Source organism: Nocardia sp. alder85J, assembly GCF_020176955.2.
Taxonomy (GTDB): Bacteria; Actinomycetota; Actinomycetes; order Mycobacteriales; family Mycobacteriaceae; genus Nocardia.
In genome coordinates this window covers 1018316-1033671 of the sequence record NZ_JAIUCZ020000003.1, presented here as the reverse complement: position 1 = coordinate 1033671, position 15356 = coordinate 1018316, and the positions used below count along the sequence as shown (strand labels likewise).

14 protein-coding genes are annotated in these 15356 nt (G+C 68.8%); 5 read left to right on the top strand and 9 right to left on the bottom strand.

Going from position 1 to position 15356, the window contains the following annotated elements; genetic code table 11:
- Both LBW94_RS15935 and rfbB read left to right on the top strand, forming a co-directional pair.
- Positions 1 to 843 (top strand): alpha/beta hydrolase (locus LBW94_RS15935; protein WP_266271170.1); only part of this gene is annotated, 843 nt, incomplete at its 5' end.
- Between the two features lie 164 nt (positions 844 to 1007).
- Positions 1008 to 2009, top strand: coding sequence for a dTDP-glucose 4,6-dehydratase (gene rfbB / locus LBW94_RS15930; RefSeq protein ID WP_225058103.1), 1002 nt, complete (start codon positions 1008 to 1010; stop codon positions 2007 to 2009).
- Between the two features lie 70 nt (positions 2010 to 2079).
- Here rfbB and LBW94_RS15925 read toward each other — a convergent pair whose 3' ends face one another.
- Both LBW94_RS15925 and LBW94_RS15920 read right to left on the bottom strand, forming a co-directional pair.
- Positions 2080 to 3945 carry a glycosyltransferase gene (locus LBW94_RS15925; RefSeq protein ID WP_225058104.1) on the bottom strand — a complete coding sequence of 622 codons (1866 nt, stop codon included), beginning with the start codon at positions 3943 to 3945 and terminating at the stop codon, positions 2080 to 2082.
- Positions 3946 to 4016: 71 nt separating this feature from the next.
- A complete protein-coding gene (locus LBW94_RS15920; RefSeq protein WP_225058105.1) occupies positions 4017 to 4571 on the bottom strand; it encodes a GtrA family protein in 555 nt (184 codons plus the stop codon).
- A 130-nt stretch (positions 4572 to 4701) separates the two neighbouring features.
- On the opposite strand from LBW94_RS15920, the gene LBW94_RS15915 reads away from it, so the two are divergent.
- Positions 4702 to 5673: a glycosyltransferase gene (locus LBW94_RS15915; RefSeq protein ID WP_225058106.1), complete on the top strand. Its 972-nt coding sequence runs from the start codon at positions 4702 to 4704 to the stop codon at positions 5671 to 5673.
- Between the two features lie 65 nt (positions 5674 to 5738).
- A complete protein-coding gene (locus LBW94_RS15910; RefSeq protein ID WP_225058107.1) occupies positions 5739 to 7316 on the top strand; it encodes a DUF2142 domain-containing protein in 1578 nt (525 codons plus the stop codon).
- 152 nt (positions 7317 to 7468) lie between these two features.
- On the opposite strand, the gene LBW94_RS15905 is transcribed toward LBW94_RS15910, so the two are convergent.
- From LBW94_RS15905 to LBW94_RS15875, 7 genes are all read right to left on the bottom strand, one after another.
- On the bottom strand, positions 7469 to 8572 hold the full coding sequence (locus LBW94_RS15905) for an LLM class flavin-dependent oxidoreductase (RefSeq protein WP_225058108.1): 1104 nt from the start codon (positions 8570 to 8572) through the stop codon (positions 7469 to 7471).
- 24 nt (positions 8573 to 8596) lie between these two features.
- Positions 8597 to 9181 carry a UbiX family flavin prenyltransferase gene (locus LBW94_RS15900; RefSeq protein WP_225058109.1) on the bottom strand — a complete coding sequence of 195 codons (585 nt, stop codon included), beginning with the start codon at positions 9179 to 9181 and terminating at the stop codon, positions 8597 to 8599.
- Between the two features lie 163 nt (positions 9182 to 9344).
- The gene (locus LBW94_RS15895) at positions 9345 to 10193 is read right to left on the bottom strand and encodes an SDR family oxidoreductase (RefSeq protein ID WP_225058110.1); all 849 of its coding nucleotides are present in this window, start codon (positions 10191 to 10193) and stop codon (positions 9345 to 9347) included.
- A 540-nt stretch (positions 10194 to 10733) separates the two neighbouring features.
- Positions 10734 to 11657 carry a glycosyltransferase gene (locus LBW94_RS15890; protein WP_225058111.1) on the bottom strand — a complete coding sequence of 308 codons (924 nt, stop codon included), beginning with the start codon at positions 11655 to 11657 and terminating at the stop codon, positions 10734 to 10736.
- A gap of 11 nt (positions 11658 to 11668) precedes the next feature.
- A complete protein-coding gene (locus LBW94_RS15885; RefSeq protein ID WP_225058112.1) occupies positions 11669 to 12481 on the bottom strand; it encodes an ABC transporter ATP-binding protein in 813 nt (270 codons plus the stop codon).
- Positions 12482 to 12489: 8 nt separating this feature from the next.
- A complete protein-coding gene (locus tag LBW94_RS15880) occupies positions 12490 to 13356 on the bottom strand; it encodes an ABC transporter permease (protein ID WP_225058113.1) in 867 nt (288 codons plus the stop codon).
- Between the two features lie 125 nt (positions 13357 to 13481).
- Positions 13482 to 14060, bottom strand: coding sequence for a bacterial proteasome activator family protein (locus LBW94_RS15875; protein ID WP_225058114.1), 579 nt, complete (start codon positions 14058 to 14060; stop codon positions 13482 to 13484).
- 88 nt (positions 14061 to 14148) lie between these two features.
- Between LBW94_RS15875 and LBW94_RS15870 the strand changes: the two genes are divergently transcribed.
- Positions 14149 to 15354, top strand: a complete 1206-nt coding sequence (locus tag LBW94_RS15870) for a cysteine desulfurase-like protein (protein WP_225058115.1) — start codon at positions 14149 to 14151, stop codon at positions 15352 to 15354.
- The last annotated feature ends 2 nt before the right edge of the window (positions 15355 to 15356 follow it).

Genomic DNA, 15356 nt, shown 5'->3' with positions numbered 1-15356 from the left:
ACCGTCGACACCCTCGCGCGGTTGCGGCCGGATCCGGCCGGGGTCGAGCGGGAGCAGGTCCGGTTGCCCGGATTCCGGATGGAGATCGTGCGGCCCGCCGGGGCCCGGCGCTCGCTGCGGCACGGCGCCGTGCTGTACCTGCACGGCGGCGGCTTCGTCCTGTGCGGGCTGGAGACCCATCGCCCGGTGGTGGCCGCGCTGGCCCGCCGCACGGGCCTGCCGGTGGTCAGCGTCGAGTACCGGCAGCTGCCGGACACCCGGATCCAGCAGTCGATCGAGGACTGCCTGACCGCGTACCGCTGGTTGCTGTCGCACGGTGCGAGCCCGGCCCGGATCGTGATCGCGGGCGATTCGGCGGGCGGCTTCCTCACCTTCGCCACCGCGCTGCGGGCCGTCGAGATCGGGCTGCCGGTCCCGGCCGGGCTGGTGGGCCTGTCGCCGCTGCTGGATCTCGATCACGCGGCCAAACAGGGCTACGTCAACGTCGCCCGGGACGCCTACATCCCGCTGCCGGGCCTGGAGGCGATCGTCCGCTACGGCGCGGAATTCGACGGCGAACTCGACCCGCTGCTGTCCCCGGTGAACGGCGCGCTGGCCAGCCTGCCGCCGGTGCTGCTGGTGGTCGGCGAGGACGAACTGCTGCGCTACGACTGCGAGCTGATGGCGCGCCGGCTCACCGCGGCCGGGGTGCCCAACACGCTCGAACTGTGGCGCGGGCAGGTGCACGCCTTCACCAGCATCCTGCCCGGCATGCCGGAGAGCCGGATGGCGCTGGGCCGGGTGGCCCGCTTCGTGCGGGCCCGGACCGAGGAACCCGCGGTCACGCCCGCCCGCACCGCCTGACCGCGCCGCACAGGCCCGATTGAAACGCACCCCCGTCCGGAGGACATCGGGCGGGGGTGCGGCCCGTCCGATGGTGGTCCGGTATGCCGGAACTGTCCCGGACACGGTTGTCCGTGATCGACGCTGCGGCCGAGCGGGGCAGCCGAGCCGTTAGGGTGGCGGTCGTGCGAGTGCTCGTAACCGGGGGCGCCGGGTTCATCGGCGCGAACTTCGTCCACCAGACCGTCGCCGAGCGGCCCGACGTCCACGTCGTGGTGCTCGACGCGCTGACCTATGCCGGCAATCGGGCCTCGCTGGCGCCGATCGCCGATCGCATCGAGTTCGTGCAGGGCGACATCGCGGATCAGGAACTGGTCGATCGCCTCATCGGCGGTGTGGACGCGGTGGTGCACTTCGCCGCCGAATCACACAACGACAATTCGCTGACCCAGCCGTGGCCGTTCGTGCAGACCAATATCGTCGGCACCTATGCGCTGCTCCAGGCGGTGCGGCGGCATCAGGTCCGGTACCACCACATCTCGACCGACGAGGTGTACGGCGATCTGTCGCTGGACGAGCCGGCCTTCGACGAGAACACCCCGTACAACCCGTCCAGCCCCTACTCCTCGTCCAAGGCCGCCAGCGACCTGCTGGTCCGGGCCTGGGTGCGGTCGTTCGGGGTGCGGGCCACGATCTCCAACTGCAGTAACAACTACGGCCCGTACCAGCACGTGGAGAAGTTCATCCCGCGCCAGATCACCAATCTTATCGACGGGGTCCGGCCGCGGCTGTACGGCGCCGGGCACCAGATCCGGGACTGGATCCACGTCGACGACCACAACCGGGCGGTGTGGGCGATCCTGGAACGCGGCCGGATCGGCCAGACCTATCTGATCGGCGCCGGCGGCGAAGCGGACAACAAATCCGTCGTCCAGTTGATCCTGGCCGAATTCGACCGCGCCGCGGACGATTTCGACCACGTCACCGATCGCCCCGGACACGATCAGCGGTACGCCATCGACGCCACCCTGCTGCGCACCGAACTCGGCTGGGTGCCGCAGTATTCCGACTTCCGGGCCGGGCTGTCGGCGACCGTCCGCTGGTACCGCGAACACGAGGACTGGTGGCGACCGCAGAAGGCCGCCACCGAAAGCGCCTACGCCGCGGCGGGCGAGCGAGTGCTCTAGCCCGCGCCGGCCTGGAGCCGTTGCTCCGGCCGGTGCCGGGGAGTGGGTGTTCCGGCGCCCGCCCCCGGAATCAGCTGCGGTACAACCGTTCCCAGTTCTCCCGGCTGATCAGCTCCGGTACCGCCGCGCGGTATTGCGCGGTGAGTTCGGGCAGTTCGCGCTGCAAGCGGCGCAGCACCCGGAGCGTGCGCACCAGCAGGCGCATCGCCCGCGCCTTGTCCCGGCGGCGGATCCGCACGCCCGCCTGCGAGGCGTCGGTCACCACCACGTGGTCGAACAGCGAGACGTGCCACCAGTACGCGTCCTCGCGGGTGACGCCGATGATCCCGTGCTGGGTGCGGCCGGTCCATTGCAGGATCGCACGCTTGATCAGCACCAGCAGCGGCCGGCTGGGTTCGCCGGTGGCCCGGCGCAACTGGATGTCCGACGAGCGCACCGGCGCGGTGGGCATCGGATGCTGAACGGTCTCCGGATAGTCGCCGCGGCCGGAGCGGGCCGCGGCCAGCGCCGCCCGGCCACCGTCGCGCAGCACCGACGGGCCCTGCAGGAAATCCTCGATGCCCTGCAACGTGGTGTGCGCCAGGCCGTACTGCATCGCCACCAGATGTTCGGACAGTTCGCGCAACAGCCGCCGCGACACCGCCTTCGGGTCCAGATCGGTGTGCAGCGAGCCGACGATCAGGGAGTTGCGCATGCTGAAGTAGCGCGCCCAGTCGTCGTAGTCCTTCCAGTAGAAATCCGCGTGCCACACCGCCGCATTCGGCAGGGTGACGGTCACGAAACCCGCCTTGCGGGCCCGCAGGCCGTATTCCACGTCGTCCCACTGGAAGAAGATCGGCAGTGGCAGCCCGATCTCGGCGACCGCCTCGGCGGGGATCAGGCAGGTCCACCAGGCGTTGTACCCGGCGTCGACGCGGCGCTCCTGGTGGTGTTTCAGCATGCTGGTGTTGCGCAACGCCTTCGGCACCTTCTGCCCGTGCCGCAGCTCGTTCAGATGCACCTCCTCCGCGCTCACGTTGAGGTAATCGGGGTTGAGCAGGAACAACATCTGCGCGCCGACCAGGGTCGGTTCGGTGGTCAGGTTGGCGAAGGCGTTGAGCCGCAACACCGTTTCCGGCTCGCACAGGATGTCGTCGTCCATCAGCAGGATGTCGACCGGCTCACCCTCGCGCGCCGACACCTCGTACAGGCCGCGCGTGAAACCGCCCGCCCCACCGAGATTCGGCTGCCGCAGATAGTGCAGTTTGGCGCCGAGCCGCGGCGCGGTCTCCTGATACAGCGCCCGGGTCTCCACCGCGTCGGTGCCCTGGTCGACCACGTACACCGAATCCACCAGATCCAGCACCGCCGGATCGGAGGCCAGCGCCGCCACCGTCGCCGCGCAGTCGTCGGCGCGGTTGAAGGTGCAGATCGCGACGGCGACCGGGCGGATCCGCTCCGGCGCGGCCGCGGTCCAGGCCAGCTCGCTGACGGTGACCCCGCCGCCGAGCGCCTCGAACTCCAGCCACAGCGCGCCGCCGTCGACGAACTGGTTCAGCGGCGCGCGCAGCACCACCCGGCCGTCGGTGGACACATCGGCGAAGTCGACGACCCGGCGATGTCCGGCGATATCGGAGGCGGCCAGCCGAATCCGTACCCGGCCCGACACCTCCAGCGTCATGGCCGCCTCGACCGCGGTCACCGTGGTCCAGCGCTGCCAGTAGCTGGCGGCGAACCGGCCGAAATAGGTATTGGTGTCGACCCGCGCGCCCTTCTCCAGGCGCAACGCCTGCCGCTGGCGTTCCACCTTGCCCTTGACGGTGGCGTACAGATCGTCGCTGACCCGCGCGGACGGCCCGGTGAACACGCCCCGCTGCAACACGAGCCGGTCGGAGGCATGACGATCGGTCACCCGATCCTCGGTCTCGGGTGCGGTCACGGCCTGGCCCTGGTCCATGTAATTCCCTCTGTGCTGTCTGGCGATGGTGCCCTCCGGCTCGGCATCGAGCGGCCACCATTATGTCTACATCAGTGATTCGTCGCAGGTCCTGCCGGTGCTGGATCCGCCGCGCCGGATTCTCGCCCGGTCGTGGTGAACACGAATGCCCCGTATGCCCAGTACCGGAACACCACCGCCAACGCCTGCCCGATCAGCGTCCCGGAGACGTTGTCCGACAGGGGGCTGGACAGCTCCAGCACATAGCGGGAGAAACCCAGGCAACCCAGTTGCAGGCCGATCGCGATCACGTTGAACAGCGCGTACAAGACGTACTGCCGCGCCGAACCGCCACCGCGCTGACCGTAGGTCCACCACTTGTTGCCGAAATATGTGACGACCGTCGCGGTGACGATGGCGATGATCTTGGCAAGCAGCGGTGCGTGATACAGCACACCCTTCCCACCGGCGAAGACCAGGAGATTGTAGGTGCCGGCGTCGACCACGAACCCGATCCCCCCGACCACCAGGAACGCGGCGCTGCGGCGCAGGGTGGCCGATAGCCCGCCGGGTGCGGGCGCGGTGGCGGCAGGTGGTCCGTCCTCGGCCCGCGCGGTGGTTCCGGTCACGGACTCGCTGCTGGACACCCGGCGTACGGTACCGCAGCCGCAGGCGATTCACAGCATATGGTCAGCCGCCCTGCTACAGTCCCCAACCGGTTCCCCTAACCCGGGAAAGCTCTTTGCACGCCTTTCGATCAGATGAGGGATTGACGGGGTGGACCCCACCGAGCTTCGCATTGCCGCACTGGTGCCGTGTCACAACGAGGAGGCCGCGGTCGGCAAGGTCGTCAGCGATCTGCGCGCCGCCGTGCCCGGCATCACCGTCTACGTCTACGACAATCGCAGCACCGACGCCACCGCCGAGCGGGCCCGCGAGGCCGGCGCGATCGTGCGCACCGAAACCACCAAGGGCAAGGGCAATGTGGTGCGGCGAGCCTTCGCCGACATCGAGGCCGACGTCTACGTCATGATCGACGGCGACGACACCTACGACGCCTTCGCCGCGCCGGTCATGATCCAGACCCTGCTGGCCGGCCCCTACGATCACGTGCTCGGCGTGCGCAAGCAGCCGGACAGCGCCGAATCGGCCTACCGCCCCGGCCACGAGACCGGTAACCGGGTGCTGAACGGCGTGGTGGGCAAGGTTTTCGGCGAGAACGTCGAGGACATGCTCTCGGGGTATCGGGTGTTCTCCCGGCGCTTCGTGAAGAGTTTCCCCGCGGTGTCACGGGAATTCGAGATCGAGACCGAGCTCACGGTGCACTCGCTGCATCTGCGGGTGCCGAAAACCGCGGTGGAGGTGGGTTTCCGGGATCGCCCGGTCGGTAGCGAGAGCAAGCTGCGCACCTATCACGACGGGTTCAAGATCCTGGCCCTGATCGTCGGCTTGGCCCGGCACGAGCGACCGGTCGCCTTCTACGGTCTGTTCGGGACGCTCTCCTGGCTCATCTCGGTGATTCTCATCACACCGATCGTGGTGGAGTTCTACCGAATTCATCAGGTGCCCCGGTTCCCGACGCTGTTCCTCGGCTTGACTCTGGTGTTGCTGGGCAGCCTCGCCTGGACCGCCGGGCTGATCCTGGACGGCATCCGGCGCTCCCGGCACGAGGCGGCCCGGCTGATGTACCTGCGGTACTCGGCCGTCGGCGTGGACTCCGCCGAGCCGGTCCGGCAGGCGTACCGATGACCATCCAGGCCGAGCCGGTGATCGAGGCAATGCACACGACAGAGGCAGTGCACACGAGGGAGACGGTGTCCACGACGGAGGCGGTGCACACGACGGAGGCGGTGTCCACGACGGAGGCTGCGCGGGTGGTCGTCCCCGAACCCGAGCTCCCGGAGCCGACCACGGACCGCCGGGCGTCCGGCGCGCCGGCGGCCCTGCGCCGGGCCGCGAGTTGGACCGATCGCCACATCGGCGCGGCCGCCGCGGTTTTCGTGCTGGTCGCGGGCCTGTTCGGAGTGATCTTCTCGCTGGTCACCCCGGCCTTCTGGGGGCACGACGAGATCACCCAGTTCGGCCGGGCCTATCAGGTCGCGCACGGCGGATTCACCCCGCAGCGCATCGAGGACGCGCGCGGCGTCGCCTACGGTGGGCAGATCCCCCTGAGCATCGACGGCCTGATGTCCTACGCCTTCGACGACTACAACCGCAACGGCGACGAACCCGACCCGCTGATGGCCGACGCCGGCGCGTACCGGCAGATCGGCGCGGCGCCGATCACCGCGGCCACCAAGCAGATGTGGTTCACCAACACCGCGGCCTACTCGCCGGTGGCGTACGTGCCCGCCGCCGTCGGCATCCGGATCGCACAGGCGACCGGCCTGCACGTCTCCGACACCGTGGAGCTGACCCGATTGTGCGGGCTGCTGGCCTATCTGGTGATCGTGGGCTTCGCGCTGCGCGCGTTGCGCGGCTACCGGGTGCAGTGGCTGGCGTTCACGGTCTCGGTGCTGCCGATCGCGCTGTTCCAGGCCGGTACGGTGACCGCCGACACGGCCACCAACGCGCTGGCGATCCTGGTGTCCTGCCTGCTGGTGAAGGGCCTGTTCCTGGGCGCCCCGCTGACGGTCCCGGAGCGGGCCGCGGCGCTGGCCGCCACCCTGCTGCTGCCACTGAGCAAACCGACTTATGTGCTGCTCGCCATGCTGGTGGTGCTGATCCCGGCCCGCGAATTCGGATTCACACAGTGGCGCAAGTGGATTCCGTGGGTGACCGCCGCGGTCGGCGCGATCGCGTTCGCGGCCTGGATGAAGCTCGCCGCCCCCACCGGCGACGGCATGGGCCTGATGCGGCCGGAGCACCAGTGGTATTCGGTGCGCCCGGGTGATCAGCTGCACGGAATCCTCTCGCACCCGGCGCATTTCGTCAGCGTGTTCACCGACAGCATCTGGCTGCGCGATCAGCGCTGGTTCACCCAGTTCTTCGGCGAGCTCGGCTTCTCGTACGTGGACGTCCCGGCGCTGACCATCCTGGCCTGCCTGCTGGCGTTCGCGGTGAGCGCCGGCATCACCGAGCGGTTCACCGCGGGGCGGTGGCGCACCGCGATCGTGGCGCTGACGGTGCTGGCGAGCGTCGCGATGATCTACGTGACGCTGTACATGTCCTTCACCCCGGTCGACTACTACCTGATCGACGGCGTGCAGGGCCGCTACTTCGTCCCGCTGGCGATCGTCGGCCTGGCGGTGCTGCTGCGCTGGATCCCGATGCGGCTCAGCGATTCCCGCGGCCGGGTGCCCGCCCGCGCCGCGGCGGTGGTGATCGTGGCGGCGACGCTGGTCGGTCTCGTCGCGGCGGTGAGCAAGTACCACTACATGGTCTGGGGCTGAACCGGAGGCCGTGCGGCATCCCGTCGTGCGACATCGGCAATCGAGACGGTTGCGCTCGGCGCCGGCGTTGTGCAGCCGGCCCGCGACCGGCGCAGGCGAGGCGTCCATCGGAACTGCGGGTATGCGGTGTCGTGCCGTATCGGCGCGGCGGATTATCGGGCCCCGACCGATTCCCGGGCGTGCACGCGGGGCAGCACCTCGGTGGTGAGCAGGTCGACCGAATGCCGCCAGGCGGGGAGTTCGTCGCCGAAGTCGTGCACGTTCAGCAGCAGCGTGCCGAATCCGCCGGTCTCCCGGCACAGATCGGCGAGTTGCTCGGCGACCGTGTCGGGCGACCCGGTCAGCCACAGTCGCTCGGCCACGAAATCGAGATCGATCCGGTCGGGGTCGACGGTCCGGCCGTTCGGCAACCGGCCCAGCAGCGGCGCCAGCCCCATCCGCAGATACAGCGGCAACAGGAACTGTTCCCAGCAGCGGCCCATCGCACCGGTGCGGGCCCGGTGGCGGGCCTCGGCGTCGGTGTCGGCGACGTAGACGTCGCGGACGATCCGCCAGTCGCCGCGGTCGGCCACCCGGCCCGCCTCCGCCGCCCCGGCCGCGACCGTCGCGAAATGCCGTGCCAGATACCGATTGTCGGGTGTCACGGTCAGGCTGACCGGCAGGTGCCCACCCGCCCCGGCCCGGCGGTGGTGCGCCGAATCGGCCCGCATGGCCGCGAGCGCGATCGGCGGATGCGGCCGCTGCATCGGCATCAGGAAATGCCCGAGCGGCGACAGCGATTCGTCCGGCACGTCCGCCGCCCAGAACCGGCCGCGCCTGCCCTCCGGCCCGTAGGTCCACAGCCGGACGATCGTATCGAGCGCGTCGAAGGTCATCGCACGATGCAGGCCCGGTACCCGGTCCACCCCGAACACCTGCCGATCGGTGGGCAGCGCGCCGCTCGCCACCCCGAACTGGTAGCGCCCGCCGCCGAGATGATCGAGATAGGCGGCGCGGTACGCCGATTCGATCGGATGGTGGCACGGCAACTGCCCCAGCGGCCCCAGCCGGATCGACGAGGTGCGCGAGAAGGCCTGCGCGATCAGCAGATCCGGCGCGGGACCCGGCGCCCAGCGCGCGGTGAAATGCTCACCCAGCCACGCCTCGGCGCAGCCGGCGCGTTCCAGCAGCTCGAGCTGGTCCACGTCGATGCGGTGTCCCTCGGCGATCGGCCGTTCGGGCGGATGGCAGGGCATCAGATACGCACCGACCCGCATACGCGCCTCCATCCCAGTGGCCGTTCAGTCCGGGACGTCGTGGTGGTTGGGCAGCCCGGCCCAGCGCTTGTCGTACTCGATCTCGAGATCCAGCTGGTCCAGAATCCGCACCACGATGTGGTCCACGATGTCGTCCACCGATTCCGGGCGGCTGTAGAACGACGGCATCGGCGGGCAGATTCGCACCCCCAGCCGGGACAGCTCCAGCATGTTCTCCAGATGGATGCTGTTGAACGGGGTTTCGCGCGGCACCAGCACCAGTCGCCGCCCCTCCTTCAGCGCCACGTCCGCGGCCCGGACGACGAGATTGTCGGCGAGGCCGTGCCGGATCGCGGCCAGGGTGCGCATCGTGCAGGGCACCACGACCATCGCGTCCATCCGAGCGGAGCCGGACGAGAGCTTCGCGGCGAGGTCGTTGGCCTGGTAGACGTGATGGGCCAGCGCCTTCACATCATCGGCGTGGTAGTCGGTCTCCGTGGTCAGATTCACCACGGACCATCGCGAGAGAATGAGATGGGTCTGTACCTCGGGTAGCTCCCGCAGGCGTTGCAGCAAACGGATACCGAAGATCGATCCGGTGGCGCCGGTCATCGCGACGGTCAGATGCATGAGCACTCCTTGCCGGACGAGGCGAGCGGCACGACCAGGGACGATGCCCCCGGATCGTATGGCGGCCGGGCGTTCGACGGCAAGCGTGACGACGCACCGAGACACAGAAGTGACCCGGCGCGGCGTGGTGGAAACGCCCGGCGCAACCGCCGGGCGTCCCGGTTCAGAGGAACAGGTCGAGGCTCAACGGCCCGTCGCCGGGCACCACCCGGTACTTGTCGAGATCGGTGATGCCGTGCGCGGCGAGCACATCGTCGTCGATGAAGAAATTGCCGCTGGTGTCCTTCGCCGGCGAGGTCAGCACCAGATAGGCCGCGTCCGCGTAGATGTCCGGGGTGCGGGAACTGGCGATCGTCTCGTCACCGCCGAGCAGATTGCGCACCGCCGCCGTGGCGATGGTGGTGCGCGGCCACAGCGAGTTGACGCCGATCCCGTATTTGCGCAGCTCCTCGGCCAGGCCGAGGGTGGTCAGCGACATGCCGTACTTGGCGATGGTGTAGCCGAGCGAGGATCCGGCCCACTTCGGATCCAGATTCAGCGGCGGCGACAGGGTCAGGATGTGCGGATTCCGCCCGGCCTCGGCGGACAGCTTCAGCGCCGGAATCGACGTCTTCGCCAGCAGGAAGCTACCGCGAGCGTTGATGTCCTGCATCAGGTCGTACTTCTTCATCGACAGCGTCTCGGTCGGCGACAGATCGATCGCCGAGGCGTTGTTGACGACGATGTCGATCCCGCCGAAGCGCTGCACGGTCTGCTCGACCGCATCCGCGACCGCGGCGTCGTCGCGCACGTCGCCGACGTATTTGAGGACCGCGCCGCCGGCCTCCTCGAGTTCCGCGGCGGCGGTGTGGATGGTGCCGGGCAGCTTCGGGTGCGGTGTATCGGTCTTCGCGATCAGCGTGATGTTGGCGCCGTCGGCCGCCGCGCGCTTGGCGATCTCCAGCCCGATGCCCCGGCTCCCGCCGGACATGATCATGGTCCGACCGGCCAGTGGCTTGCTTGCTTCCGTCATTGGCAGCTCCTCGTCGTGCGGCAATCCCTGCGAACGATCATGGCGGGTGCCGCCGCCGGACGCCACGGCGGGCCGGTAATCGGGACATAACGGGTGTATTGGTCAGCACGTATCGTGCCGCGCCACACCGGCGACGGCGTTGGTATCCGCCCGCGTCTCGACCCGCCGCGACCGAGGTGGATTCGGCGCGGCGTGGTGAGTATGGGAGTAGGTGGCGAGAACGCGGGGCCGGGATCCAGCCGGTACCGAACGGCGGTGCGGCGGCAGCGAGACGGCGGTGGCTCAGTGGGCGAGCCGGGCGGTGGACAGTCCGTCGCCGGTGCGGCATTCGCCGAACCGGAGCGAAACGGCATGTACCGTCGCCGAATTCGCGATCACGTATCCACCTCCTCGACGTGCGCGGGCCTCATGCCCTACTCGGTCCGTCCGCGGGGTCGCGGTGCGGGAACGACTTTCACGATGACAGCCCGAAGACCCTCGGCGCAAACGATTTTCCCGACAGGAAACCCCGGGCCGGTACGTGCTTCGTGTGGAAGTGGCTCAGGGCTTGTCGAACTGCTCGCGGCGCCCCAGCCGCCGCAGTCGCAGCCATTCGGCCAGTCCGGCCGGATCCTTCTGCTGCACCAGGAAGAACCAGGAGAATCGGGCCCACTCCTGCGGCAACAACTTCCGCATGCCCGGCTGCGACATCAGATAGCCGCGATTGCGATAGGTGAAGTAGCGCTTGACCGGATCGTCCGGGTACTGGGTGTGCATGCGCCCGCCCAGGATCGGCTTGAACTCCGCCGACCCGTTCGGATGCAGGTACGCCGTCTGGAGACAGGTGCCGAACGGCAGCCCGGAGCGCACCAGCCGGCGGTGGATCTCCACCTCGTCGCCGCGCACGAACAGCCGCAGATCCGGCACGCCGATCTTGTCGACCGCCTCGGCGGACAGCAGGGCGCCGTTGAACAGCGAGGCGATCCCGGGCAGGAAGTCGTCGTCGCCGAGTTCGGAGCGGTGCCGCCGCCAGACCAGGCCGCGGCGCAGCGGGAAGGCCAGCCGGTCCGGCTCGTCGATATCGCACACCACCGGCGACACCTCCGAGAGCCGGTGCCGCCGAGCGCAATTCATCAACTTCTCGAGCACGTCGGGGCCCTCGGGGCGGCCGTCGTCGTCGGCCAGCCAGATCCAGTCCGCGCCCTGGGTCAGGGCGTGCAGGATGCCGAGCGCGAAACCGCCCGCGCCGCCGAGATTGTGCTCGGAACCCAGGTAGGTGGCCTCCACGGACTGCTCCCGCACCAGTTCGCCGACCTCGGCCTCGTTGGCGTTGTCGACCACGATCAGGTGATCGATCGGCCGGGTCTGCGAGCACAGCACCTCGAGCGAGGCGGCGAGCAGGTCCCGCCGCTTGTGGGTCACGACCACGGCCACGATCCGCGCGGACGGGCTCCAGGTGGTAGCACCCGATATCGGCGGATTCATGCCCTGACCGTTCATGCAGTGAGTTCCCGTTCTCGTTCCAGTTCGCGCAACACGTGGGCGACGTGGTCCCCCGCCTCCGGGCCCTCGTAGGCCCGGACCACATCCTCGATCCCTCCGGACATTCTGACGTGTCCGTGATCGATCCACAGTGCGCGATCGCACAATTGCGCAAGGAACTCGTTGGAGTGACTGGCGAACACCAGGATGCCGGACCGGGCCACCAATTTCTGCAACCGGATCCGGGCCTTCTTCATGAATTCGGCGTCGACCGCGCCGATACCCTCGTCGAGCAGCAGGATCTCCGGGTCGATGGAGGTCACCACACCCATCGCCAGTCGCACCCGCATACCGGTGGAATAGGTGCGCAGCGGCATTGCCAGATAGTCGCCCAGTTCGGTGAACTCGGCGATCTCATCGATCTTCGCCAGCATCTGTTTCCGGGTCTGCCCGAGGAACAGCCCGCGAATGACGATGTTCTCGTAGCCGGAGATCTCCGGATCCATGCCGACGCCGAGATCGAACACCGGCGCCACCCGGCCCTGGATGCGCGCGCTGCCCCGGGTCGGCTCGTAGATACCGGCCAGCAGCCGCAGCAGCGTCGATTTGCCGGCGCCGTTGTGCCCGACCAGGCCGATCCGGTCGCCCTCGCGCAGCGACATGGTGATCTCGCGCAGCGCCTCGACCACCACCACATCGGAGGCGTTGCGCCCGATCGCGCCGCCGGCCTTGCCCAGAAACGCCTTCTTCAGCGATCGGGACTTGGCGTCGAAGATCGGGAACTCCACCCACGCGTCGTGGGTGTCGATGCTGACTCGGCTCGTCATGAGACCTCTCACACCCAGTACGGGACGCGGGAACGGAACTGCTTCAAGGCCAGGATCGCCGCGATCCAGCCGGCCACGGTGATCCCCAGCACCAGCAGCCAGCTGTGCAGCCGCAGCGGATCACCGAGCAGCGGTCCGCGCACGATCTCCAGATAATGGTAGGTCGGGACGACCTGGACCAGCTTGGCCCGATCGCTCACCGAACCGCCGTGGTCCTGCAACGCCTTCGTACTCCACATCACCGGCGTCAGCACGAACAGCATCAGCGTGGTGCTCGACAGGATCGGCGCGATATCGCGATAACGGGTGGCGAGGATGCCGAACACCAGCGACACCCACATCGAATTCGCGAAGATCAGCAGCACGCCCGGAATCGCCAGCAGGCTGGTCCAGTGCAGATTGCGCCACAGCCCGAAGCCCACCAGCATGATCACGTAGATCGCCACGTTGTGCGCGAAGAACAGGAACTGCCGCCACACCAGCCGGTACACGTGCACGCTCAGTGCCGACGGCAACTGCTTGATCAGCCCCTCGTTGGCGATGAACACCTCCGAGCCCTCCAGGATGGAGTTCTGGATGACGTTCCAGACGATCAGGCCGACGGTCACATACGGCAGGTAGTACTTCAACGGCTGATGGAACAGCGCCGCGTACAGCAGACCCATCGCCGCCGCCTGCACACCGGTCGCGATGGTGATCCAGAACGGGCCCAGCACCGAACGCCGATAGCGCTGCTTGATGTCCTGCCAGCCGAGTTGCAGCCACAGTTCGCGCTGCGCGAACCCGTCGCTCAGATCCTTGAAGGCACGTCGGAACGACTGCGAGTCCGACACCGGCGGCGCCGGGACGTCGGCCGGGGTCTGGTCCTCGGTCACCGATTCAGCGGGGGCAGCTGCAGGCACAGTGCTCGACTGTAGCGGTGTCCGATCCGCGGTACGTGAGTGACCAGCCGATCGGGGCGAATGACGAGGACCCCGATCCGCGGTGTGCGCGCGCCGGATCAGAGGTACTGACCGGTGCCCGCACTACCCTGCCGGCCCTCCTGCGGAGCGTGGATCCCCGGCGGCAACGCGTGCCGCATCTGCTCCAGCTGTTGCCGCGCGGCCATCTGCTGTGCGAACAGCGCCGTCTGGATGCCGTGGAACAGCCCCTCCAGCCAGCCGACCAGCTGGGCCTGCGCGATCCGCAGTTCGGCGTCGGAGGGGATGCCGTCGTCGCTGAACGGCAGCGCCAGCCGTTCCAGCTCCTCGCGCAGCTCCGGGGCCAGCCCCTGCTCCAGCTCGTGGATCGAGGTGGTGTGGATCTCCTTGAGGCGGGTGCGGCTGGCGTCGTCCAGCGGTGCGGCCCGCACCTCCTCGAGCAACTGTTTGATCATGGTGCCGATGCGCATGACCTTCGCCGGCTGCTCGACCATGTCGGCCAGCGATTCGTCCTTGCTGTCGGTGTCGGCATCGCCGGCGTGGTCGCCGCTGTCGCCGACGACCTGCCCGCCGACGATCTGACCGGCGGGTACGACCAGCGGTCGGCCCTCGGGTCCGATCACCACGATGGAATCAGGTGCTCCGTCCGGGTGCGTCATGTTCCCTATCATGTCGCGTATCGGCGCGGCGCGCTAAATGCGGGAACACGGTTACGCCGTCTCGGCGGGTGCCCTTAGAGTGGCTCGCATGACTTACGACGTCGCGAGGGTTCGGGGCCTCATACCGTCCCTGGGCGACGGCTGGATCCATCTCGACCCGCAGGCGGGCATGCTGGTTCCGGATTCGGTCTCGAGGGCGGTGTCGACCGGCTTCCGCACCTCCGCCTTCACCCACACCAACCGCCACACCGCCGCCAAGCGCAGCGCCGCCATCCTGGACTCTGCCCGCGAAGCGGTAGCCGACCTGGTCGGCGGCGATCCGGCCGGCGTCGTCCTCGGCCCCGACCGCGCGGTCCTGCTGGCCTGGCTCGCCGAATCGCTGAGTTCGCGGCTGGGCCTCGGCACCGGAATCGTGCTGTCCCGCTTGGACGACGAGGCCAACGTGGCCCCCTGGCTGCGCATCGCCAACCGCTACGGCGCCCACGTCCGCTGGGCCGAGGTCGAGATCGAGACCTGCGAGATGCCGGCCTGGCAGTTCGAGGAACTGATCGGCCCCACCGCCCGCCTGGTAGCGCTCACCGCCGCTTCCCCGATAGTCGGCTCCGCCCCCGCCGTCCGCGTGGCCGCCGACCGCGTCCACGAGGTGGGCGGCCTCCTGGTGGCCGACTGCGTAGGCGCCGCCCCCTACGCCCTCATCGACATCACCGAACTCAACGCCGATGTCATCGCCCTGTCGGCCCCCGCCTGGGGCGGCCCCCAGATCGGCGCCCTGGTCTTCCGCGACCCGGCGTTCCTGGACCGCATCCCCGCGATGTCCTTGAACCCCTACGCCAAAGGCGCCGAACGCCTGGAGGTCGGCGGCCACCAGTACGCCCTGCTGGCCGGCCTCACCACCTCCATCGACTACCTCGCGGGCCTCGACGAACAGGCGGGCGGCACCCGCCGCGAACGCCTCGAGATCTCGATCAGCTCGTTACAGGACTACCAGGACCATCTGTTCGAACACCTGATGACAGTCCTGGACCGCATCCCCGATCTGACGGTGATCGGCCGCGCCTCCACCCGCATCCCCACGGTGAGCTTCACCGTCGCCGGCATGCAAGCGGAGAAGATTTCGGCGAAGCTGGCCGACCACCGCATCGGCACCCTGAGCGGCGTCCACGGCGGCAGCCGCCTGCTGGACGCCCTGGGCGTCAACGACGAAGGCGGCGCGGTCACGGTAGGCCTGGCCCCCTACACGACGAGATTCGAAATAGACCAACTCGGCCGCGCCCTCACCGCCCTCGAACGCTGACG